Genomic DNA, 24,870 nt, shown 5'->3' on the forward strand with positions numbered 1-24,870 from the left:
TGGAAACGGAATTTCCCCTAAAGGACCTTATTTTGTACAGGATATCGCAGAACAGGTCCCTGCTTGAGCTCGAGATATTCGGGAATTTCGAAGAGGAGCTACAAAAACTACTCCGCTCCGGAATGATCCAACAAAAACAGCAATGCAAAGATCCCGCCCTTTATCCCTATGAATTCGTTTTGACCGTACGGGGGTCACAGCACCTGTACCGTTAACCGCAAACTATCGACTGAAAAACTTTTGGAGTGGATTTTCATCTAATGCATAGCAACAGTTTATAAGCTGAATTTAACTCAAAAGCGGCTAACTCACGCAGGAACAGGAATCGGAGGGCGATCGGAATATTTACCTTCCGGGCACTCTCCGGGAAAGATAGTCATACAATCCGAAGAAAAGCGATCGTTGGTCTTGGGATTCAACGACAAATATACTTTGATCTTTTCTGAGAATTCCCGGCCTGCGGCATGGCGCCCAAAACCCCTAGATGGCATATCGGTAGGGAATACATGCTCACCAAGTTAAGGTTCCAGGGAGGCCGAAGAAAAAAACAATCTTCACATTATCTTATCAACACTTCGTCCTGTCAGACTGTGCCGATGGGAGCCCTACATCTATCTTGCATAACAGGAGCCAAATTATCCGTCCGCAACATGCTCGGGTTCCCGGGAACACATCCCTAAAGAGGACACTTTCGAGAAGCAATCGAGAAGATTTCCCCAAAATTTTTCCTTTATATTAAATAGAACAAACTGGGGATGCTCCCATTCTTATCCGTAACCAAATCCCGGATTGGGTCATTCCTTGAATGTAATCAATGAAACACTTGCGCATCTCGAACCAAACAAACACCCATACAGTTCTCCCTAATAATTCTCCGGAGACAATAAAATGGACACAGACCAGTTTTCTTTGGGAGCCTCGCTTCGTTTCCTCAACTAATTGGTGTAAAGGACACAATTAATGAAAATTATTTCTTCTGACCGACTACAATTCAAACTAAATAGAGTTTTTTACTGGCTACATATCCATCCAATTATGTAGACAAATAATTTCCATCTTCCACCATTTAAATCATTCTGGAATAACAGAAAAAAACAATGTACACCGTGATTTCCAGCCGTCAAGGCACACGCTAGATAAACAGCCCCGTTCCCCTGGATGGTTTTGACAGAGATCTCTGTAATCCAAGCACCTCCCAAGTGCAAACACTCCCCCATTGAGGCTTCCTATTGTCCCCAAGCGGAACAAGACCGATGACCTGTGGAACTGGTTCAAATAATCCTTGGAAAACCGATTGAATTACCCGACCGCACTTCCATTTCTATTTCATATGCGTCTTGGCGGTTGCTTTTGCATTAAAAACCCTTAATTATCCACTGGGAGTTGATCCTTTAAAATTCTAACTTATTGTCCATTAAAATTTTACGCTACCCATTTGTGCTGTATTTTTTTGCTGGAAAATACCCCCGACAATATATAGCGCGAGATCAACCCTGCGGATTTTACAATCCCCACCTAAGGATTTCCCTACAATATCTGTTAGGTAACTAGGATCGGAAAGAATAACGCTTGCCTGCAGGGTATCTTGATCGCTTTACCAGGGGCTGTTGTAAGAAACCGGGCTCGCTCCCACCACTTTTGGCTTCAATCGGGATATAAATGTCCATACCGTAAGTAATTCCTGTTATGGAGGCCAAGATGGCAAACCTAGCGGGACCGACCACATAACCTTGCCATATTGGCCTCGATGTTCATTAAAGGGAAAATATATTTTTCGGCATTTTCTTAAGAACCTATGCAGTTCTCAAGGCGGTTGAGTTCTATGACCTCTATAAGCTCTGTCGGGCTGCTCCAGGTTGAAAAGGGGCAAAGCCATGACTGCGCTACATGATAAAAATCTCGGCAAGGTTCCATAATGAGCATAGTCCACCATCTTCTGAGCATCTTCTAGCAAATAGGTCAGATTGCCCGAACAGAACCAGAAAACTTGCTGCAGCAAGTAATGTAAACCTGAGTTCCTTAGGATCAGGTATGCAGAATTGCTAACCATAGCATGCCACCGCTAGAGCTCCATCTCCAGAGCTTGTAGCGATCAGCAAACTGGTGTACACATTTCCTGCCATCTGCGAAGCTGCAGGGGTTTATGGTGACCTGAATTTATTGACGGAAGATATCATTTACGAGTTCTTCTAACCTATCCAGATCAAAAGGCTTGCTAAGGTACCCATCAGCAGCAGCCTTTTTTGCCAGTTCTTCTACCTCGCTGTTTGCCGAAACAAGAATGACTGGGATAGACCGAAATCCAGCGTGTCCTTTCAAGAGCTGAGTAGCGGCCACACCACCTATTTCAGGGATCCAATTATCCATTAGTATCAGGTCAGGCTGGTACCTGCCAACTTTTTCCAAAACATCGTGCGAGGTAGTTGAGCGGTTTATTGTATACCCCAAATCCTCCAGGACAATAGAAAAAATTTCCATTACGTGTGGATCGTCGTCAAAGATTAGTATCGTTTTATTTTTCATTCTATTTTTTAAAATTATTAAATCTAAGCTTGCTGAAACATCATTTGCACTTTTGCCAAAGTTTTTCCGGACCTATTCGCTGAAATTGATCGGCAATAGTTGAAAGCACCAAAGTTTCTCTTGGCCCCAGTCCCAGAAAACCGGCATTTTCCAAACTCTCACAGAAGAGTTCCAGTACACGATTCTGCAGGTCCCTATTAAAATATATTAGAACATTCCTGCATAGGATAAGCTGGAAACTGTTGAAGGAGCTGTCAGAAACAAGGTTATGGGTTGAAAAGACCATGCGCGACCGGAGATCGCTGTTGAACTGCACAATGCCGTGGTTGGCAGTATAATGTGCGGACAGACCGACCGTTCCTCCAGATTGAACATAGTTCTGCACAAAATCCCGGACGACTTCCATGGAGAAGACAGCTTTCGAGGCTCGCTCGACCGCGTGGGGATTGAGGTCCGTTGCGTAAATGAGGGAACGTTCCAGAAGACCGCACTCTTTCAGAAGTATCGCCATAGAATAGGCTTCCTCACCCGTAGAACATCCCGCTATCCATACTCTGATGGTGGGGAATGTGGCCAAATAAGGCAGGATCGCCCTCCTCAACTCCAGAAAGTACCCCGGGTCTCGGAACATCGTGGTAAAGGGTACGGTAACCTGCTGTAAGAACGCAGTTACCAAGGAGGGGTCATGTCGAACCCGATCGAATAGATCCCTCAGATCTTGTGCCCTCCAGATCGACAAAATACGCTGTAACCTCCGTTCAAGGGAACCCCTGCTGTAATCCATAAAGTCAAAACCGAATTCCTCGCGGAAACGATGCACAAACCATTCCAATTGACTCACAGGTTCCATATCACTTTCTTGAGATTACGCTCCTGATCTCTTCCAACAGCTCGTCGATGTCAACTGGTTTGGCAACATACCCACTGGCACCGCCCAGAAGGCATCTTTCCCTATCGCCCTTCATAGCTCTTGCAGTAACCGAGATGACCGGAGGATAGACTCTCCCAGAAGGACGATGAAGGCGATCCAAGAACTGGAATCCGTCAAATTCTGGCATCATCATGTCCAGAAGCACCACATCGATTTCCATTTCGGTGTTCAAGAGTTCCAGACCTTCGATTGCACTTTGGCAACCACTTGCTTCTATGCCCCGGCTTTTCAGTGCAGTTCTCAGGGCGAAAATATTTCGGTGGTCGTCGTCAATGATTAGGATTTTCATTTATTAAGTTTGATTAACGTCCAAATAGCCAGACCCTCAACAGGGACACCAATTGGTCTATATCGACAGGTTTAGAAATATAATCGGAAGCTCCTGCTCTCATGCAGCGCTCACGGTCGCCTATCATTGCCTTTGCAGTAACGGCAATAACTGGCAAATCTCGGAATTTTGCCTGGGATCGTATTCTTTCAATTGCCTGGAACCCGTCCATATTGGGCATCATGATATCCATAAGCACAATATCGATACCCGGGGTCTTCTCCAGAATATGACATGCCTCTTGCCCATCCATAGCAGAAACCACCTCAACATTGTATTTTTCCAGAGCTCTGGATATTGAGAAGATGTTCCTGATATCGTCGTCCGCGATCAGAACCTTGCGGTCATGAAGTATTTCGGTGAGTTTTTGGTTGCCTTGAAGGTAAGCTGTTGGAGCATTTTCAGGTTTGCGTTCCACCAAATGCAGGAACAGCTTAACCTCATCAAGGATTCGCTGATAAGAATGCACCGTTTTCACCACGATCGAGTCCGCATATTCTTTTATCCTCATTTCCTCGTGCCCCGAAAGGCTCTTCCCTGTGAACACGATGATGGGAAGTTCCTCCAGCCCACTGTTTCTCTTTATGGTCTCAAGGGTCTCATAGGCTACCTGATCGGGAATTCCCATGTCCAGGATCACGCATTCCACCTTGTCTTCGCTAAGTGCCTTTACGCTCTGTTCCAGAGACCCCTTGATCTCTGTTGAGATATCAAAGCTTTCCAAGAAGTAGGAGAGAGCCTCAGCGTGCTTGGCATTCTCCTCAACAATGAGCACTTTCTTGGGGCCATTCCCCAGTGCCGAATCGATTTTGGAGAAAATGCCCTGAAATCCCTGTTTCTGGAATGGTTTGCGGATGAAATCAATCGCTCCCCGCCTGATGCTCTCATTTTTCTTAGCCTCACCTGCCGACATCATATGCACCGGTATATGTTTTGTGTCGGCATTGGACTTGAGCCCGTCCAAGACTTGCCATCCGTCCATGATCGGCAGTACGATATCCAAAAGAATGGCTTTTGGACCATATTTCCGGGCAGCCCTCAGCACGAGGTCTCCTCTGCCCACAACAATGGCTTTATATCCTGCCTCTCGCGCAAACCCCATCAGGGCAGTGGCAAAGACAGCATCGTCCTCCACGATCAACAGAACCTTGTCCTGAGGTCCAAGATCGCGGCGGTCGTCAGGAACTTCTTCGGGAATGGGGCCTTCAGAGGGCAGTGCGGCATTCCACTCTTCGGGCAACTGGTCTGAATTACTTTCGGCCAGGACCTCCTGGTGATCCCTTTCAAATTCAGGGCCGCCTCCCACGGGCAGCGAGAGTGAAAAGCAGCTGCCCTTTCCCGGTTCGCTCTGTACAGTGATCTCTCCATTTAACAGGCGTGCAATTTCCCGGCTAATGGATAGACCGAGGCCCGTTCCCCCAAAACGGCGACGTGTGGAACCGTCGGCCTGTTGGAACGCCTCGAAAATAAGCTGCAGCTTTTCGTTCGAAATCCCGATCCCGGTATCCCTAACGCTGATCAGGACATTATCTTTCGATCCAACCTGTTTCTCCACTCTCATGGTCACGCTTCCGTTTTCAGTGAATTTAATGGCATTGGAGAGCAAGTTCCTCAGGATCTGCTCCACCCGTAGCCTATCGGTGTTTATGCGAAAGCCGCTGGCCAACAAGTTCTCCACCTGGAAATCGAGCATTTTGTCCTTGGTAATCGGCTTGAACATCTGCCGGAGGTCCTCCAACAGGTCTTCCATGGGAAACTCCTCCCATTCCAGGGTCATCTTTCCTGCCTCTATCTTGGAAAGGTCCAAGATCTCGTCTATCAAATTGAGCAGACCCGTCCCCGAGGACCAGATCACTTGGGCGGATTCTATTTGCTCATCATTGAGATTCCTTTCGTTGTTTTCTGTAAGGACCTTGGAGAGCAAAAGTATAGAATTCAGTGGGGTCCTCAATTCATGCGACATATTAGCCATGAATTCCGATTTATATTTCGTGCTCAGGGCAAGAGCTTCAGCTTTCTCCTGTATTTCCCTGTTTCTGAGGGCGATCATCTTATTTCTTTCTTCCAGGGCCTGCGATCTGTTCTCCAGCTCGCGGTTTGAGATAAGCAGTTCCTCCTGCTGGGACCTGAGCTCCTCTTCGGAAACCCGGAGTTTGTTGGCCTGTGCCTCTAGTTCAGAATTCAGGTTTTCCAGCTCCGCATGCTGCACCTGGAGCTCTTCGGTCTGCGTCTGTGTTTCTTCTAGAAGTTGCTGAACCCTTCCACGGCTTTGGGCAGCGGCAAGCGCTATTCCGATGATCTCACCGAATTCCATCATTACCTGGATCATGTTGTCACTCAGGGCCACTCGAGAGCCGATCTCTATGACACCTAAGCACTGCTTTTGATACAGTACGGGTATAAGGGCAACTTGCTTAATCCGTATCTCTCCTTGTGCAAATGACAAATTGAATTCCTCGGGTAAGATATCGCTCACCACCCTGGGACGCTGGCTCGTGTATACTTCCCCTAGCACCCCCCCGCTTATCGGAAATTCTGAATATGGAAGTTCCTTCAGACCCATGCTGTGGGCAAGCCTGAAAGAATTTCTTTCCACGATATACAAGGCCCCGTTTTCGACCCGCATGTAGTCCACGATGAAATTCAGGCTGAACCGCGAGATATCATCCTGCCCTGGGTTGCCGCTGACTCCAAAATTGAGTTGGGAGAGGCCATTTTTGCGCCAGTCGTTCCACTGGAGAAGTTCGAAGTTTTTCTGGAGCGATTCGGTCATGATCCGCAAGCTTTGGGCGATCGTACCCAGGTCGTCCTTCTGGGAATCGTCGATGGAAACATCATAGTTCCCTTGTGTTACCTGCTGGGCAATACCCCTAATCACGTTCAGGCGTCGTCTCATCTCGTTATCCTTTTCCAGGAGATCGGCCTGCAGCTGCGCCCGACTGTTGTAGTCTGTCCGGAGCTTCCAGAAAAGAACGGAAGTTATAATCAAGGACACAACAGATGCAAATGCTATCAGGACCGTTGTCGTCAATGAGGAGCTCTCAAGCTCTTGGGAGCGCCTTTCGGCCCTGAGTTCCTCTTGCTGCCTTATTGTTCCGATCAGGCTGCGGCAGGAATCCATGATCGACTTTCCCTTTTCCAGAAGATCTGGGCTCAGCGCCGTTGAGCTCCGCTTCTGTTCGATGAGCTCGTCCAATATGTCTAGCCTTTCCGTGGCCAACACTTTAAGTTTTTCCGCGCGTGCATATTGTTCGGCAGTCAGCTCTCCCTTCAGCAGTGCGTCAATTCGCTGAGGGAGCAAGTTGCGGCTCACAGTGTAAGGGGAGAGGAACTTCTCCCTTCCCGTCAGAAGGAATCCTCGCTGCCCTGTCTCAGCATCCTGCAGGTCCATGAGTATCAGCTGGGAATTAATAATATTACCCTGTGCCCTATCCATAAGGGCTTTACTTTCCCGCTGGTCCTTTATGGAAAGGAACATGACCAGGGATGATGCGAACAGGACTGCCATTGAAAAACCGAAACCCAATTGTAGGTTTCTTAGTACTTTTTGTGCCATTATCTATGAATTGGGAGCGTAAAGTAAAAAGTGGACCCCTCTCCTACCTGACTTTTCACACCACATGTCCCACCGTGCTGAACAATAATCTCCTTGCATATGTGCAGCCCGAGGCCCAAGCCCTGGAACCTTGCAGATGCTTCCTGGACGCGATAGAACTTGTCAAAGACGTAGGGGATCTTGTGCTCAGGGATCCCGATCCCATAATCTCGCACTTCTACGGTCAGGAAGTTCTCGCCAAAGCTGGTGTTTATACCGACTAGCTCTGAGTCTGGGGAATATTTAACGGCATTTGAGAGGTAATTGCTCAGCACCTGCTCTATCCTCAGGGGATCCGCCAACACAGGATTGGCTATAGGATCTCCCGTCCTTTCAATTTGCAATCTTCGGTGCGGGTTTGCCATCAGCGTTGACTCCGTGACTTGGTGGATGACATCATCGAGGTCTACTTGCTGCAGGTTTACCTTCAATCCTCCGGTCTCCATTCTGGAAATGTCCAGGAGATCTTGGACCAGAGAGTTTAGTTTTTCGGATTGGTCCTGCACTTTGCGCACATAGCCATATGCCCTGTGGTCGGCAAGGTCTTTCATGGCCCGCAATGCGATCTTCGAGAACGCCATGATGCTCGTCAGGGGAGTCTTGAGCTCATGGCTCGCAACGCTCAGGAATTCATCCTTTTTCTTTTCTAGCTGCTTGCGCTCATCGATATCTGTCATGATTCCCACCCATCTTGTTCCATCGCCTTGCTGGCTTACAGGAACTATCTTTAGGAGATGGTAGCGGTAGCTCTGCGAATTGATCTCCAGGATCCGAACTTCTTTTTCCAAAGGCTGCAGACTTTCCAGGTTTAGTTTCCAGTCCTCGAACACAGCCTGGTCTTTGGGATGGAGGGATGGCCACCTAGATTTATCGGGAGAAAAGCGGAACCACTGTTCGTTGACAAAATCTATATTTCCCTGCGAGTCTGTAGTAAATGCCAACTGAGGCAATGCCTCCAAGGTGACCTTCAATTCCCCAAGTCTGTCAGAGAGCTCATTTTGGGTCCGTTTCCGATATTGGATCTCCTTTCGAAGATCGTCCTGCATTCTTTTAAGTTCCGACGTCTGTTCATATAGTCGATAAAAGGTCTTAACCTTGAGCAGAAGGATGTCCGGGTCAACGGGCTTGGTGATGTAATCTATCCCACCAGACTCATATCCTTTGGTGATGTACTGTTTTTCGCGGTTCACCGCAGAGAGGAAAATAATGGGAATGTCCTTGGTCTTTTTTATCCCCGAAAGGGTTTCTGCAACCTCATACCCATCCATGTCCGGCATCTGTACGTCTAGAATAATCAGCGCATAGTCCATCTTAATGCACTTTTTCAAGGCTTCTTCCCCAGAGAGGGCAGAATCGGTCTGGAAGCCCTTAATTTGCAACGTCCTTTCAAGAGAAAAGATATTCTCCTGCTTGTCGTCAACGATTAGAATCATTTATCAGAAAATTTAATGGGAAGTGGCGGGCACGATAACCCGTTCACCCCCGTAGGTAGATCAATTGGCTAAATTATTAAAAAAAGTTAGAAAAAAAATGCTTTTGGAAGGTTTAAAATAGCAGCAATATAGATTTTGCATCGATGCGAATCTTGCGACCCAATTAATTGGCTTCATTCATTTGGGTGCCCATAAGGTAAGCTCCAGTGGACATTGGAAGTGATTTACGTTTCTTAAGGGCCGGGACAAGACACAAACCCGAACAACTAAATGGGCTGGAACATACCAACTGTTCCTTTTTATACAGGTAAATGAGCCATGAATAGAAGCTGAGGTTTTTGCAAGAAAAAGGGGATAGTTATCTGTGTAAGTGATGGGCCGAAAAGTGGAGGCAATCCATCAAAGGTCAAATATTCCCCGTTGTTTCCTAACTTGGCCGGGGAATATCTAATCAGCCTTCACGGCTTTAAGTCACGGTAGGTTGATAGTTTCTTCTGCAACAATTTCCTTGCCGTATGTATGCGGGTCTTCACTGTGCCCTCTGGAACATTAAAGTGCTCCGCGATTTCATAATACTTATAGCCTTCGAAATGCATGATAAATGCACTTAAGTATTTTTCAGGTATTGTTTTCATCGCAGCATCGAGGTCTTCCATGGCAAACCTGTTTTCCCCCTTGTTCTTTGCTGAGCTCAGGTTTGGGTCGTTTATCGAAAGGGAACTATTCTTATGATTTTCGGCAAGTTTCTTTTTGCGGCAGTCGTTCAAAAAACAGCTTCTCATTATGGTGTATATCCATCCCAAAATATTGGAGCCTTTTGAATAGCTATCCTGATAGCGCAAAACTTTTAACAGCGTGTTCTGCAGAAGATCCTCGGCCTCATTTTCGTCCTTGGTAAACCTGTTGGCATACTTCAATAGAGTATCCGAATGAACCCACACTTCTTTATTTATAAAATCTTTGTCCATTGTTAAACTATTATGTGAAAAACTACGTTTGTGTCCTGCGCAAAGACGGTCCTGATTTAATTAGACTGGTTTAAACCTCGCGTTTCAGAACCAGTCTAATAAATTCTTAATGGTTGTATATCTACAATTAAACAATGAACATGCCAAATCAAGAGAAAGGGTAGGAGCTAAATACTTGTTTGTAAACAATTAATTCCGAGGTTTACCCGTATTATTACGGAACCATATTTCTCCTTTGCCTTATTCTTTATCTTGATCATCGTAAGATGAATCGGGGTTGCAGCTTTCCCGAATTTGTATCCCTAAAGACCTAACAGTCTCAAAACCCCCAAAAAAAAAAAACCACTCATAAACATATTTCAAAGGCATGGTCGTGAAATGGCAGTTAGCCAAAGGAAAGCCGACCCTTCCATTCATCCATGGATACTGATAAATGAAGTTTACTTCTAATTTGTTTTGTCATTGGACCGTGTGCTCAACCATAAAAATCGCTCCGTTCCCGGAATTAATTTAAACCAATTGCACTCAAGGCTCCTCGCAGGAATGGTTATTTATATCTGTAATTCCATGAATCGTAGATTCCTCTCTACAAATTTTGCTCCTATGCCATCATTTTTTAAATTTTCGCACAATTTTTCCTTAATTGGAAATGATTTGCTTTTAGTCGGATTGTTTTTTTCCATTTGCTGGGAGATGAAAGTACCCTGAAATATATCGTTGTGAGTGAATCAGAACTTTCGCCTCTCATTAAAGCCAAACGGAAATTGAAGAAACTTGCCACATTTCTGATTATCAAAGATGAGAGAAATTTTAAATCGTATTAAGTATGCTTGAGCGAAAGACCAAAGAAATTTATGAAGAGGTGATCAATTCTGTTCAAAAATTCTCTAGGATCTACATTCATGAACGTGAAGAGGAAGATTTCTCTGACCCGAACACAATAATAATCTTCGATATAATTAAGATTCTGGCCCCAGTACTTAGCGCATTGCTGGCATGGAATATTTGATGAAAAGTTTAATCTCCACTTTTAAAGAGCTTAAAAGATTGAATTTGTTCCGTATGAATTTTGATAGAACATTCATTGTGAAATGAACACAAGCTATATGTCAAAATTACCAACAATAAATAATAAACCGGGGCAAGTGGGTTCTCCGATCTATTCCCCATGCACTTCACTTCAACAATCACTCACTTTGGTCTGCCATGATTGTAATTGCCCTAAAGGAACTTCCCATCACCTGATCATTCTTTAGGACGATATCGTGCCCGCGGACCTAGCAATGCTATGCACAAATAGAGTCAAAGAAATCAGAAACAGAGTGAACTCAGACCCTGCGAGACAACCTCTATCGAACTCAACAGGAAAATTCCATTAGATAATAGCTAATTGCTATCGTAATTATCCTGCAGCATTAGAAACAGATTGCACTGCAAATTTTACAATAATAGAATTAAAGATCCAAACGCAACATTAACTATTTTAAGGCGATCGAAATTACAGCTCCGAGCTATAAGATATATATTTTGGCCTGTATAGGATCGGTTCACCCATTATTGTCCTCCCTTACCGTTAATCATGTGACCAAATCACTTTTACGTTTTAAGGTGCAGATAAAAAACCCATGGGGGTCTTAAAACATGAATGATTGCAGAAAAAATCGACTACTATGAATCCAGGCTGCTCGGCAGATCAGCGGGCATGCTTATTTGAACGGTGACATCACCTTTCGGGCGGTATTGAGTTCCCTTATAAAAATTACCGCCGAAAAAGAAAGATCAACAATAATGGGCTCTTCCCTATTGGATATGTGACACACACAAGGGCTTATCGAGGGATTTCCAGATCATTGTTTGTGTATACCATTAAAAATAACATCTTGATTTCATCCTGGCCAGATGATCTTCCCTTATTCTAATACAAAAAGAAAGGATTGAATTTGATGCCCTATGCAGTTTCCAGCCCATTTTTATCTCACATGAATACAAAAAAATAAACATTTTCAAAATCATTATTTACACTAAATGTTCAATCACCTATCATTTAAGCGCGATTTAAGCTAAAAACTCTTGCAAATAATTTCTTACACATGTATCAAATTTTAATGAGATGTTAGCAACTGGCAGTAAGAATCGAAAAATAGCATTTCTTTCCGAATTTTATGAAAAAAGATATAGTGAACGAAACTATAAATTTAGAGCAAATGACGTCAGCGCCTCGCTAAGCCCACGTGTTCTGGAAAAGTTATTAATTGAATTGACTTTATACACGAATTTCAGGATCATGAAATTTCAGGAGGGAGACGGTGGTTATTTTATAATTTGCAAAATTTGAGGAAACATCGGCAGTCCCCAATGTTTTTCTTCGGGATTCAATTGCGGTTTGCAGTGAGATCGCGACCTTATTACCGAATAGCTCTCTTTTTCTCTGAAAAAATAACGCATCTGCCCACAATTTCTCATTACACTCCTTGCTCCTGGCAGGGGTCCCTTCAATATCCGATGTTAGCAGAAAGCTTTTCTCAGCTAAGAAGAAAAAGGAGAACCCTTGAAATATTCGTTGGGCACTATAATTGGACTTCAAGAATGGTTATCTTGACCTGTGTTGTGAAAATGTGCCTAAATGTTTTTCCGGTGAATGCAAACCTTTCCGTGCGCGAGCTGTTCTTTTGACAGAATTTTATTCACACAGCTAAATTCTCAATATAGTATATAGGAAAAAGCCACTAAGAGTGGCTTTTTCCCATAATAGGACGTTTTAGTGGATTAATACGTTCTTTATTGGTCAGTTAAACTATAATTAACCTAAAAATTAAATCGTATTAATCCTTTTTGTATCTAACTTCGCGCCCTCAGGTATTATCAATTTTTCGGCTGAGTAGCCGAATCGAAATACTGTACAAACAAATCGAGCAACGGGTCTACCTGCACCACCATAAGAGAGATCTTTAGAATTTAACATATTTTAATGATTTATAGGTCTCATGAACCTCAATGGACTGCCCAATTTTTGGAAATAATTCGATACTTTTGAAAAAAAATGAATTGCGAATGATTGATAAAGTGCGTGTTGTATTTGCAGTAGCTTTAGTTATTACAACATTTAACATAAGGGCGCAGAACAGTGATAAACCATATGATCCTTCGGGATTTATTACAAAATACGACAGCACTTTCGCAGGGATCGGCCCTAAAGTATATGTACTGCCGGGCACCGAGGACAAAAGAGGAAGAACTGGTAGATTCCTACAAAGAGAAAAAGGATTCTCTGATTCGATTGCCAGAAAGCTGGATTATCAGAATATTATTGAAGACTTTAAGCCTACTTCCAATGCAGGTTATATAAAACAGAATTTCAACCCTTTCCCCAGCAATGAACAGGACTGGAATGCCCTGTTGACTAAGCTCGAACAGAACAGAAATCTTCCGTGGGCCGCTGGATTGGCCAATGAATATGCGCTGCAACTGCTGAAGCTAGGCGAAATCGGCAAGTCTATCGCTATCTTGATTCGCGGTTTGAATTTGGCGAAGTCGGCAAATACGGGCGAGAAATTCGCCTTGGAGCATAACCTCGCGAATGCTTACCTATACAACGGTAACATTTCCGACGCTTCCGCAATGCAGGAAACATTCCTACAGTCCGCCGTCTCTAGCAGAGCGCAAGTAGACCAAGCAAATACATTGGTGAGAATTGCAATGGTACAAGCCTACCAGAAAAATTTCAAAGCAGCTGAAAACACTATCATCAGACGCGCATTCCCCATCTTCAACAAAACAAAAAATCATATTGGCAAGGTTAATGCTCAAATCAGATTGGCGAAAATATACCAATTGCAGAACAAGCATACCGAAGCACAATGGTTCCTTATTCAAGCTAGAGACTTGGCAACTCTAAGAAGAGTAGACAACCAACTCCCCGAAATTGAATATATGCTCGCATTTTCAAAATATGTACAGCAAAACTATTCCGTTGCGCAGCGAGAGTTTGAAAAAGCAAGATCATTGGCAGATGAAGAAAAGAACAAAGTCCTGCAATTGGCAATACACGACAAACTCGGCGACATCTACCTCATGCAAGGAAACTTTGAAGACGCAGAACGAGAACTGTCGGATTATTGGAGACTTAGAAACGAACTTTTCAGATCAAAACAGGTCGATTTATAGAAAATAATAACTCCGCGTTAAGGAAAAGTTAATAAACCCTAAATAAACTGTTTTTTGACAATTTGAAATGAATATTTTACGTTGTCACTCATATATTGATTTAATTTTTAACTAAATTTAGCGGTTAGAAATTTCCCAGCTCTAAATAATGCTGGGGTATACTGATAATAAAACTTAATGAACAATTTCAAGAATTATACTTATATGTTTAAACATCTCATTTTCTGTCTTGCGTTGATCTCAGTTGTTGCTTGTGGAGCTAAACCACGCGTAAACCTGGATCAAGATGGCTTGGAGCTTAAACCAACGACGCAACACGAAATAATCGCAAAAGAAGTTGCCAATTTATTGGAGAACTTCAGTTATAAAAAAGTACCAATGGGAGATTCACTCTCGAATATTGTTTTCAACAATCTTCTTGAAGGTATCGACCAAGGCAAAAACTACATGTTGCAATCCGACATAGACGATTTCCAACAGTTTAAAAACACATTGAGCCAAGACTTCAGGGAAGGTGATCTTTCCAGTGCATTCTATATCTTCAATAAATATACTAACAGATATTTGCAGGCCATGAACTATGCCCTGGAACAAATCGATGCTCCTCATGACTTCAACAAAGACGAAACATACACAAGCTTCCGTGAAAAAGAAAATTGGTTCAAATCAGACGCTGAATTAAAAGATCAATGGAGAAAACGTGTAAAATACGATTTGTTGAATCTTCGCCTTACTGCGGGTGATTCAGCAAAGGTAGATATCGAAAAAAATAAAGAGACATTGCGCAGCAGGTACAACAACTTGATTTCTCAAGCAAAGAAAACCAATTCCAACGATGCCTTTCAAATGATCATGACATCTCTGACAGATGCTGTAGATCCACATACAACTTATTACAACCCATCATTTGCTCAGGCTTTCAATGAAAGCATGTCCAATACCTTAGAGGGTATCGGCGCACAGCTTCAGATGGAAAATGAAATGGTAACCATCAAACAGATCATCGCTGGTGGCCCGGCATTCAAGGACAAAACATTGCATATCAACGACCGCATCGTAGGTGTTGCCCAAGGTGACAACGGTGAATTCGAAGATATCATCGGATGGAGACTGGACGCTGCAGTAGCTAAAATTAAAGGTAAGAAAGGAACGGTCGTAAGATTAAAAATCCTTCCTGCTGGTGCTGAGCTTTCTGCTGCTCCAAAAATCGTAAAACTTACACGCGAGAAAATAATCTTGGCCGAAGAGTCCGCAAAAAGAGAAACTAAGGTGATAAAAGGTGAAGATGGAAAAGAATACAAAATCGGTATTATCAACCTTCCTAAGTTCTACATTGACTTTGAAGCGGTACGCCGTGGCGACAAAGACTATAAGAGTACCACAAGAGACGTGAGGTTATTGTTGGACAGCTTGAAACAAGACGGAGTTGACGCTGTATTGATGGACTTAAGAAACAATGGCGGTGGTTCTCTACAAGAGGCGATCGAATTGACAGGTCTATTTGTAGATCAAGGTCCTGTAGTACAAGTAAGAGATACTAGGAACCGTGTTCAGGTAGACAGCGACCAAGAGGTCGGATTGGTATGGGAAGGACCATTTGGTGTTATCATCAATAGGTTCTCTGCCTCCGCATCTGAAATTTTCGCTGGTGCAATCCAAGACTATGGCCGTGGAATCATATTGGGTTCTACAAGTTATGGTAAAGGAACGGTACAGAACGCCGTTGATATGTCACGCTTTATCAGCGCGACCAACAAACTGTTGATCAAAGCAGCTGGTGAATCAGATCCTGATACTCCAAACGGTGCTCCAGAATTCGGACAGATCAATATTACTATGGGTAAGTTCTACCGTATAAACGGTAGCAGTACCCAACATAAAGGCGTTACTCCTGATGTGACATTCCCAACTCAATACTCAGCAGAAAAATTCGGCGAAAGCTCAGAACCTTCTGCATTGCCTTGGGATCAGATCAAGCCTACAAAATTTGCTAAGATCGGTGACCTTAAGCCTATCAGCACACAGCTTGAAGAAATACACAAAAAACGTATGGAGAAATCTCCTGCTTACACCTTCCTATTGGAGGACATCGCAGAATTCAATAAAAATGAAACAATGCCTTCAATCTCCCTGAACGAAGCAAAATTGAAAGCAGAACGAGAAAAAAGCAGAATTAAACAACGCGAACGCATTAACAAACAATTGGCGTTCCAAGGTGAACCTCTCTGGAAAGAAGGTCAACCACAACCAAAAATCGATTACGACTTTGTCCTTGAAGAAAGCGCAAATGTATTGACCGATTATATTAGGTTGAATAAGAAATAGACAGTAGATATTAGACATTAGACACTAAATAGTTTATTAATATGCAAAAAGGTCTGAAGCGCAAGCTTCAGACCTTTTTGATTTATTATGCTTTAGCTTGCGACCACTGCTAGCGCAAGTCTCTGACTTGTGTTATCAATAACCCACCCCTGATCTTCTAGGCTGGCGTATTGCTGGCCAAGTCGCAGGCTGACCATTGCGGTCTGCTGGAAGCACCCTTTTCTCGCGATCCACCAACTTCGGTTCTTCAGTAGCTTTGTACGTCAATACCGCCGTTAAAATAACGTTCGACAATAGATCGTCGAAAACTAATTTATCATAGGTGTCCAAGTTGGTATGCCAGGTATTGCTGAAATAGCCCCATGACAGGGAGCTCAGCATAAACCCCGGTACACCCGCCGCAACAAATGAGGCATGGTCCGAACCACCACCACCCGGTGAACCCGGAAACTCTGTTTTTAAATCTTTTGTAATTTCATTCGGAACGGCCGCCAACCACCTTCCCATAAAATCATAGGAATGCACAAAGCCCGATCCGTTGATATTGGCTACCCGACCTGTACCGTTATCCAAATTGAAAACCGCTTGCGTTTTTTCGACAATCTCAGGGTTGTCAAGCACAAACGCCCGAGATCCGTTCAGACCTTGCTCCTCACTACCCCAAAGGCCAATGATAATACTGCGCTTAGGATTAGGAAGTACTTTATTGAGTACCCGCGCTACTTCCATCATGGCAATGGTACCAGTACCGTTGTCGGTAGCACCTGAACCCCCTTCCCAGGAATCCAAATGGGCAGACAGGATTACATATTCATCCGGAAACTCCGTCCCTTTGATTTCAGCAATCGTATTGAAAGAAGGGACATTGCCCAAGTGCTTCGATGAAGTTTCCACCTTGATCTTCGGCTTATATCCTTTTTCTGCCAACCGATAAAGAATACCATAGTCTTCCAGGGATATATCCAATGACGGCGCTTTATACGATCTTGCCCCAAATATCTTGTTGGCACCGAACTCGCCTGACCAGTAGCTGCTCAAGATGCCCACCGCTCCTGCATCCTCCAATACGGTAGGAATTGAATATGGTGCTAGCCCGGTTACTTTAATCCTATTGTTCCAGGCAGCAGAGAGGGAATCTCTGTTTTTGTTCATCTTTTCGATGGACTCAGGGGTGCCATATTCCTTCCAATTGGCATCTGGTCGACCTGTTGGTTGCGGCATCGAAATCATCACGTACTTGCCTTTTACCTGTGGCAACCATGCTCTGAATGCCAGCGAATCCTTCACGTCAGCCAAAGGTATGACCTCGGCTTCAATAGCTTTCCCATTTGTGGTAGGACTCCATGCCAATTGCGTACCGGCCAATGACTTCTGGCGTGGGTAGGTCATATCGATATGCGAAATCCCGCGTTCCAACCGTGCCACTCACCGAACTGCTGATTCTTGGCAGGTATCCCCCATTTCTCAAAAGTCTGCAGTGCCCACTCGTTTGCTTTTGTCATCTGCGGTGTGCCGACCAAGCGCGGACCAACAACATCCAACAACTCAAAAGCAAGTCGCTCCAATTCAGAATTGTCCTTTGCTTCCTTTACGATCTGTTCAACGATGGGATCCAACTTTTGGGCTGCCCGACCGGGAAAACGCTGCGCCTGCAAATCAGTGCTAAAACCGCATGCAAGCACTAAAATTGCCATTCTACCGAAATAAGTAATACTTAGATTATTGAATTTCATGTGTATTTTTTGGGTTAAATATTAGGTATTACCCTAAGGTCGACAATTTTTGGGAATTATAAAAAGAGAAATAGCCTTTACGGGTAATCTCATCGTCGAAAAACCAACACATAAATCTAAGCCTTTAGATATGATGAATGGTGAGATACAACCAAACTAGCATCTTCAGCTGAGCTAGCTCAAGTCTTGCGCGTTTGCTAGGGCAATGGCCTGACTTGGGCTAATAACACAAATTCTTTACCATTTCATGGCATGGGATGTTACTTTTGAAGCGCAAAAGTAAACAAAACGCTCGCTCATTTAAGGTGGCTTGTCGCGCAAATCCCTCGCTCATGAATAAAATGCTTATTGCCGAGGATGCCGTTCTAATCAATTATCTCTTTTTTGGAGATAATTGATTGAAAGCATCCAAGGTCAATCCCAACGCACAATGGCCGCGGCATTTTATCCATTCTTCCGCCACTGAAAATGAGCGAGGCTTCGTCTACTGACTTGCACTGAAAACATGACTATGTCATTTAACCCAAACCAAACCTATAGGAGTGCTCCGCCGTGGCGGGTGTCCCCACCTGCCATTTAAAACATATCACGCCATACAACCCCAGAGGGCAATGTCATTAAGTTAAGAAAAAAAGAAGGCCATAAATCACGTAAATGTTTAATTTTGAATTCACTACTAAACAAATCTAAACAACCGCGTTTATGGCCGATGTAAAAATAGCACTTAAAATCGTCTCAGACCTAAAAAATTTTATTTCTATCTGTTTAACAGATCCTCTGCTGCTCAATCTTTTCAGGAATTCCAAAACCCATTTCACCCGGGACCGGAAGCTCAATTTCGAGAGATTGGTCCTGCTGATCGCCAAGATGTGCAAGCGGACCCTCTCTGTCGAACTGGAAGGTTTCTTTGGTGAGCTGGGCAAGAAGATCAGTTGCTCGGTGAGTGCCTTTTCCCAGCAGAGGAGCAAGCTGAGCCCCCTTTTCTTCCTGGTCTGGAACCGGGTGCTCTGCGAGAGCTTCCTGCGCCATGCACCGGGGGATACCAGGAGATGGATGGGCTATCGCCTGATCGCAGTTGACGGCTCCAACCTTGCCCTGGTGAACACACCTTCCCTGCAGGCCAACTTTGGCGGCCAGAGCAACCAGAACTCGAGCTTCGTGCAGGCAAAGACCTTCTATCACTACGATGTGCTGAACGACCTGGTGACCCATGCCTGCATAGCCCCATACCGGACCAGCGAGCTGACCCTGGCCTCCCATTGGATCGAGGAACTGCCCGTGGACTCCATTGCCATCTATGACAGGTACTATTCAACGTTCAAGATGTTCGCGCTCCATAGCTGGCAGGAGAGCGAGCGCAAGTTCGTGATCAGGGCGAAGGATTCGCTAGAGTTTGTCAAGAGGTTCCTGAAGACGGGAAAGGTTTCCCAGGTCATCGAGCTTGCCCCAACCCAGGCCTCCATCAGCGGCCTGCGCCAGAGCGGGTTCGCCACGGACAGCTCAACAAGGATCCGCATACGCTTGGTCAGGGTAGAACTGCAGTCGACCACGGAGGTGATCGCGACCAACCTATGGCAGGAAGAGGGGTTTGAAAACGATATGTTCGGGGACCTGTACTTCAGGCGCTGGGGAGTGGAGACGAACATCTCCAAACTGAAGAATACCATGCAGATGGAATCCTTCAGCGGGCTGACGGTGGAATCCGTCGAGCAGGATTTCTATGCAACGGTGATGATGTCAAACCTGCATTCGATACTGATCAGGGATGCCCAGGTCCAGCTCGACCGCGATACATCCACGAAAAAGTACCCCCAAAAGGTCAACGGGAACAAATCCTTCGGAAAATTAAAGGAAAACCTGATAGCCATCTTTTTCAAAAACAGGGAAAGGGAAATCCTCAGGGAGCTCACGGCCTATTTCCTCAAGGACACATTGCCCATTCGAAAGGGAAGATCGTTCCCAAGGCAGCTTAAGACCTCGAATAAAAAGTGCAAGCACAGGACCTACACAAACTACAAACCGGCATGATAAAATCCTTAACTTAATGACATTGCCCAGAGGGGTGAAACTATTATAGAATTGATTACGTGTTGCTACACAACCCTGTAGGGGTGTAACTATCAATTGCTGATTGAAACCAAACGTTCAAAACGACAAAGCCGTGGTCGGTGAGGAAACCGACCACGGCTTCGATACTCGGTTCCTACACAGCTAGCGCAAGTCTTGCGCGTTGGATTTGCGTGCAGGCCTGACTTACGTTTATCTCCAATCTTTATACTGGTTGATCAAGCCATTTGTAGATGAATCATGAGATTCGACCGGCGCATTATTCTCCAACTCCGGCAATATCTTGTTTGCCAATTGCTTTCCTAACTCAACGCCCCATTGGTCGAAGCTGAAGATATTCCATATAATTCCTTGAACAAAGATCTTGTGCTCATAGATAGCAATTAGGGATCCCAAGGTCTTTGGAGTAATTTCTTTGATCAGAAATGAATTTGTCGGTCTATTTCCTTCAAAAACTTTAAATGGCGCAAGCTCCTTGATCTCTGATTCTGACTTTCCTGCTTTTTTAAGTTCCGCAACCACTTCTTCCTCAGATTTCCCATTCATTAACGCTTCTGTCTGTGCAAAGAAGTTCGAAAGCAACATCTGGTGATGCCTACCTAATGGATTATGGGAAATTGCTGGAGCAATAAAATCACAAGGAATCAATTTCGTGCCTTGGTGAATCAATTGATAAAAGGCATGCTGACCATTTGTTCCCGGTTCGCCCCAGATAATAGGTCCGGTTTCATACTCCACACGCTTGCCGTTTCTATCAATATACTTTCCATTGCTCTCCATATCTCCTTGTTGGAAGTACGCAGCAAAACGATGTAAATATTGATCATAAGGCAATATGGCGTTGCTTTCAGCTTCAAAGAAGTTATTGTACCAAATACCTAAAAGTGCTAGGATAACAGGGATATTTTCTTCAAACTCCGTATTTCTGAAATGCTCATCAGCTTCATAAGCACCTGTCAACAACTGCTTGAAGTTATCAAAACCTACTGCTAGGCAGATCGACAGACCGATTGCAGACCATAATGAATATCTTCCCCCTACCCAATCCCAAAACTCAAACATATTCTTGGTATCGATTCCAAATGCTGACACTCCAGACTCATTGGTACTCAATGCAGCAAAGTGTTTCGCAACATCTGCCTCTTTTGCACCGGCCTTCAAGAACCATTCCTTTGCTGAATTGGCATTGGCCATCGTCTCTTGGGTGGTAAATGTTTTGGAAGCTATCAGGAACAGCGTGGTTTCAGGATCTAAATCCTTCAGCGTCTCTGCAATTTGTGTTGCGTCTACATTGGAAACAAAATGCATGTTCAGTCGCGTTTTATAGGACTTTAATGCTTCGGTGACCATCACTGGCCCTAAATCAGAACCACCAATACCGATATTCACAACATCGGTGATCTCTTTTCCAGTATATCCTTTCCATGCTCCGGAGATAACACGATCAGAAAAGTCTTTCATTCTTTCCAATACCGCATTAATCTCTGGCATAACATCTTTACCATCCGTCAACACCGGATTACCCGACTGATTCCTCAGGGCGGTATGCAGTACTGCACGGCCTTCGGTTTCATTAATTTTTTCGCCATTGAACATGGCCTCAATTGCATCTTTCAACTGACACTCACGTGCAAGCTGAATCAATAAAGCCATTGTTTCTTCGTTGATCCTGTTCTTGGAGTAATCCAAGAGGATATCGCATAGATAGACTGAAAATTTACCGAACCTCTCCGGATCAGCAGCAAAAAGCTCCTTGATGGTAGATTCATTTATGGTAATGAAATGATCGGCTAAATATTTGAATGCTTGGGTTGTTGTAAAATCAATTTTTGGTAACATAAATTATTGCTTTTGCTCAAATATAAGGATTACAGCCTAATCAATCCTCAATTTTATGTTATCTTTGTTTTTATGACCAAAGAACAAATTCAAGACTTGAGGGATAGAGTAACATCCCTGAGGAGGCATCTTTGACATTGATGTCAAAAAAGAAGAAATAAAGCGCGAAACCCAGATTACTCTACAGCCAGATTTTTGGGATGACCCCAAAGCTGCAGAAAAGGTATTACATTCCATCAAGAACCATAAGGTATGGACCGATCAGTTTGATGAGGTGGACGCTTCTGTTGAAGACACTGGCATTATTTTCGAATTCTATCAAGCAGGTGATGCCAGCGAAAAGGAGCTCGAAGAACAATATCAAACCGCTCTTGCAGAAATTGAAGAGTTGGAATTCAAGAATATGCTCAGCGCGGAGGAAGACCAACTGGATGCGATCCTACAGATTACTGCAGGTGCTGGAGGAACGGAGTCCTGTGATTGGGCGGCCATGTTGATGCGTATGTATATTATGTGGGGTGAAAAACACGGCTGTAAAGTTACAGAGCAAGATTATCAGGAAGGAGATGTAGCCGGAATCAAAACCGTAACCCTGCAATTTTCCGGAAACTTCTCTTACGGTTACCTAAAAGGTGAAAATGGTGTACATCGTTTGGTTAGGATCTCACCGTTCGACTCCAATGCTAAAAGACATACTTCCTTTGCATCCGTTTATGTTTACCCATTAGTGGACGACAATATCGAGATTGAAGTTAAAGATTCTGAAATTGAGTGGGATACTTTCCGTTCAGGTGGTGCTGGTGGACAGAACGTGAATAAAGTTGAAACGGCGGTTAGATTGCACCATAAACCTACCGGTATTATCATCAAGAACCAGGAGTCTAGGTCACAGCTGCAGAACAAAGAGAATGCCTTGCGTTTACTGAAATCTCAACTTTACGAAATCGAAATGCGCAAGCGCCAAGAAGCAACCGCAGCCATCGAAGGTTCCAAAAAGAAAATTGAGTGGGGATCCCAAATCAGAAACTACGTCCTACACCCTTATAAACTAATCAAAGACCTCCGCACAAACACGGAAACATCAAATACACAAGCCGTCCTCGATGGTGACCTCGATGAATTCCTGAAATCTTACTTGATGGAGTTTGGGGGCTAAGGGATAGACATAAGACAATAGACATAAGACAATAGACTCGGTATGGCTTACCAAACGTCTTAATACTTGGAAGGTTTTTTACCATAATCAAGAATAAAAAAAACCGATAAACTATATCGGTTCTTATGTCTATTGTCTAAAACGCATTTTTCCACATCATACTTTCTACGGGGCGGATTGTTTTGTTATTATATTTTGCGTTTCCTTTGCTGTTGTACATGGTTTCGATATCACCTTCAACTACGAAGTAGATCAATTGACCTATTGGCATACCTGCGTATACACGAACTGGTTGCGCTACGGAGATTTCTAGTGTCCAGGTATTGCAGAAACCGACATCACCTTTTCCTGCTGTGGCGTGGATATCGATCCCTAAGCGGCCGGTGCTTGACTTTCCTTCCAAGAAAGGAACATGACCATGGCTCTCTGTATATTCCAGGGTAACCCCTAGGTAAAGCGTTCCGGGCTGAAGGATATAACCTTCGGCAGGTATTTCAAAATGTTGGATCTCATTGTGCTTCTTGGCATCTAGCACCTCATCTTTATAAGTGGCCAAGTATTTACCTAAATGTACATCGTAGGAATTTGTACCTAAGCATTTCCTGTCGAAAGGTTCAATAACGATCATCCCCTTGTCGATTTCCTCTAAAATTCTCTTGTCTGATAATATCATATTCTGGAGCTAAACATCTGCGAGTTAGCAGGATTCAAAAATACATAAAATTAATGGATAGACAACCTGGAATTAAACATCTCATTTTTCACCCAATACCACCTCCATTTCACCCTTTCTATCTCACATCTCATATCTCATGTCCCAAATCCATTTCACCCTACCTGTCTTATGTCTTATGTGTTATGTCTAAACCTATTCATCTCAAATCTCATATCCCACATCCCAAATCTAATCCCTACCTTTGTCTATGTCACTAGCCTATCTCAAAGAATTAGACGCTCACAGTCGTATTGCATTATGGAAAATTGAAGAGTCGGAGGACGAATTGATTTCTATGTTGCAGCTTGATGAAGCAGAACTTGCGAAACTCAGCAGTTTGGCAAAAGGGAAAAGAACGTTGCATTGGCTTGCAACAAGAGTACTACTACGATACTTGCTGCAGACACCTGAATTTATCAGCTGCCCTTCAGATTCAAACGGCAAGCCATATCTTCCTGATTTTCCTTATGAAATTTCATTGACGCATTCTTATGATTATGCAGGTGTGATGTTGAGTTCGGCTGGGGTTTGTGGCATTGACCTGGAGATTGTCAAGGAGAAGGTGGTACGAATTAAAGATAAGTTTTTGAAGCCTGAGGAAATAGGTTTTATCGAAGAGGACCAGTTTGTAGATCAGCTGTATGCCTGTTGGTGCGCTAAGGAAGCTGTCTATAAGCTCCAGGGCAATAAGGGGGTATCTTTTTATCAAGACATGACGATTGAACCTTTCAGGTATACGCCTCAAGGCGTAATGACCGTTAACCTCAACAAGAATAATGAGGTTAGGAAGTTTAATGTGTTTTATGAGAGGTTTAATGAGTATATGTTGGGATATGTGGTGGGTTGAAACACCAATGTTGGCTCAACCGACACCATGATTGGTGGCCACATCATCGCCATAGTTAGTGTCCCCAACAACCATCAATTAATTCAATGCCAGCGGCATTATACGCCGTAGGCGTTATATGTTTCTTAAATGCCAGCGGCATGCCATATCTATAGAAAATGCATAGCAAACAATAATTAACGCCATAGGCGTGACATGATTGATAATACGCCAAAACGACCGCCATGGTTGGTGTCCTCACCAACC

16 protein-coding genes are annotated in these 24,870 nt (G+C 43.9%); 6 read left to right on the plus strand and 10 right to left on the minus strand.

Going from position 1 to position 24,870, the window contains the following annotated elements; all coding sequences use genetic code 11:
* Positions 1-2,157 precede the first annotated feature (2,157 nt).
* The 6 genes from FGL31_RS21205 to FGL31_RS21230 form a co-directional block, all read right to left on the minus strand.
* On the minus strand, positions 2,158-2,523 hold the full coding sequence (locus tag FGL31_RS21205) for a response regulator (RefSeq protein ID WP_138094303.1): 366 nt from the start codon (positions 2,521-2,523) through the stop codon (positions 2,158-2,160).
* 40 nt (positions 2,524-2,563) lie between these two features.
* Complete coding sequence (locus FGL31_RS21210; RefSeq protein WP_138094305.1) at positions 2,564-3,373, minus strand: CheR family methyltransferase; 810 nt, start codon at positions 3,371-3,373, stop codon at positions 2,564-2,566.
* 1 nt (position 3,374) lies between these two features.
* On the minus strand, positions 3,375-3,743 hold the full coding sequence (locus FGL31_RS21215) for a response regulator (protein ID WP_138094307.1): 369 nt from the start codon (positions 3,741-3,743) through the stop codon (positions 3,375-3,377).
* 13 nt (positions 3,744-3,756) lie between these two features.
* Positions 3,757-7,338 (minus strand): response regulator, encoded by a 3,582-nt coding sequence (locus tag FGL31_RS21220; protein ID WP_138094309.1) that lies wholly within the window; start codon positions 7,336-7,338, stop codon positions 3,757-3,759.
* A complete protein-coding gene (locus FGL31_RS21225) occupies positions 7,338-8,810 on the minus strand; it encodes an ATP-binding response regulator (protein WP_138094311.1) in 1,473 nt (490 codons plus the stop codon). Before FGL31_RS21225 ends, FGL31_RS21220 begins: the two co-directional genes overlap by 1 nt.
* 458 nt (positions 8,811-9,268) lie before the next feature.
* Positions 9,269-9,778 (minus strand): RNA polymerase sigma factor, encoded by a 510-nt coding sequence (locus FGL31_RS21230; protein WP_138094313.1) that lies wholly within the window; start codon positions 9,776-9,778, stop codon positions 9,269-9,271.
* A gap of 826 nt (positions 9,779-10,604) precedes the next feature.
* On the opposite strand from FGL31_RS21230, the gene FGL31_RS21235 reads away from it, so the two are divergent.
* The 3 genes from FGL31_RS21235 (at position 10,605) to FGL31_RS21245 (ending at position 16,267) form a co-directional block, all read left to right on the plus strand.
* Entirely contained in the window at positions 10,605-10,787 is a 183-nt protein-coding gene (locus FGL31_RS21235) for a hypothetical protein (RefSeq protein WP_138094315.1), read from the plus strand.
* 2,042 nt (positions 10,788-12,829) lie between these two features.
* Positions 12,830-13,942, plus strand: coding sequence for a tetratricopeptide repeat protein (locus FGL31_RS21240; protein ID WP_138094317.1), 1,113 nt, complete (start codon positions 12,830-12,832; stop codon positions 13,940-13,942).
* 204 nt (positions 13,943-14,146) lie between these two features.
* Positions 14,147-16,267 carry a carboxy terminal-processing peptidase gene (locus FGL31_RS21245; protein WP_138094830.1) on the plus strand — a complete coding sequence of 707 codons (2,121 nt, stop codon included), beginning with the start codon at positions 14,147-14,149 and terminating at the stop codon, positions 16,265-16,267.
* Between the two features lie 135 nt (positions 16,268-16,402).
* On the opposite strand, the gene FGL31_RS21250 is transcribed toward FGL31_RS21245, so the two are convergent.
* Complete coding sequence (locus FGL31_RS21250) at positions 16,403-17,683, minus strand: M20/M25/M40 family metallo-hydrolase (RefSeq protein WP_232047062.1); 1,281 nt, start codon at positions 17,681-17,683, stop codon at positions 16,403-16,405.
* A complete protein-coding gene (locus FGL31_RS27030) occupies positions 17,653-18,000 on the minus strand; it encodes a hypothetical protein (RefSeq protein WP_232047063.1) in 348 nt (115 codons plus the stop codon). Before FGL31_RS27030 ends, FGL31_RS21250 begins: the two co-directional genes overlap by 31 nt.
* A 702-nt stretch (positions 18,001-18,702) precedes the next feature.
* Here FGL31_RS27030 and FGL31_RS21255 point away from each other — a divergent pair.
* Entirely contained in the window at positions 18,703-20,028 is a 1,326-nt protein-coding gene (locus tag FGL31_RS21255) for an IS4 family transposase (protein ID WP_138092895.1), read from the plus strand.
* 231 nt (positions 20,029-20,259) lie between these two features.
* Here the strand turns inward: FGL31_RS21255 and pgi are convergent, their stop codons facing one another.
* Entirely contained in the window at positions 20,260-21,906 is a 1,647-nt protein-coding gene (gene pgi / locus FGL31_RS21260) for a glucose-6-phosphate isomerase (RefSeq protein WP_138094319.1), read from the minus strand.
* A 72-nt stretch (positions 21,907-21,978) separates the two neighbouring features.
* Here pgi and prfB point away from each other — a divergent pair.
* A protein-coding gene (gene prfB / locus FGL31_RS21265) for a peptide chain release factor 2 (protein WP_138094321.1) occupies positions 21,979-23,062 on the plus strand; the annotation gives its coding sequence in 2 pieces (ribosomal slippage) (positions 21,979-22,038 and positions 22,040-23,062; 1,083 coding nt in all).
* A 136-nt stretch (positions 23,063-23,198) separates the two neighbouring features.
* On the opposite strand, the gene dcd is transcribed toward prfB, so the two are convergent.
* On the minus strand, positions 23,199-23,735 hold the full coding sequence (gene dcd / locus FGL31_RS21270; protein ID WP_099370254.1) for a dCTP deaminase: 537 nt from the start codon (positions 23,733-23,735) through the stop codon (positions 23,199-23,201).
* A 250-nt stretch (positions 23,736-23,985) separates the two neighbouring features.
* Here dcd and FGL31_RS21275 point away from each other — a divergent pair, with 250 nt between their 5' ends.
* A complete protein-coding gene (locus tag FGL31_RS21275) occupies positions 23,986-24,624 on the plus strand; it encodes a 4'-phosphopantetheinyl transferase family protein (protein ID WP_099370253.1) in 639 nt (212 codons plus the stop codon).
* Positions 24,625-24,870: the final 246 nt, after the last annotated feature.

This window comes from Sphingobacterium daejeonense, assembly GCF_901472535.1.
GTDB classification, from domain to species: Bacteria; Bacteroidota; Bacteroidia; order Sphingobacteriales; family Sphingobacteriaceae; genus Sphingobacterium; species Sphingobacterium daejeonense.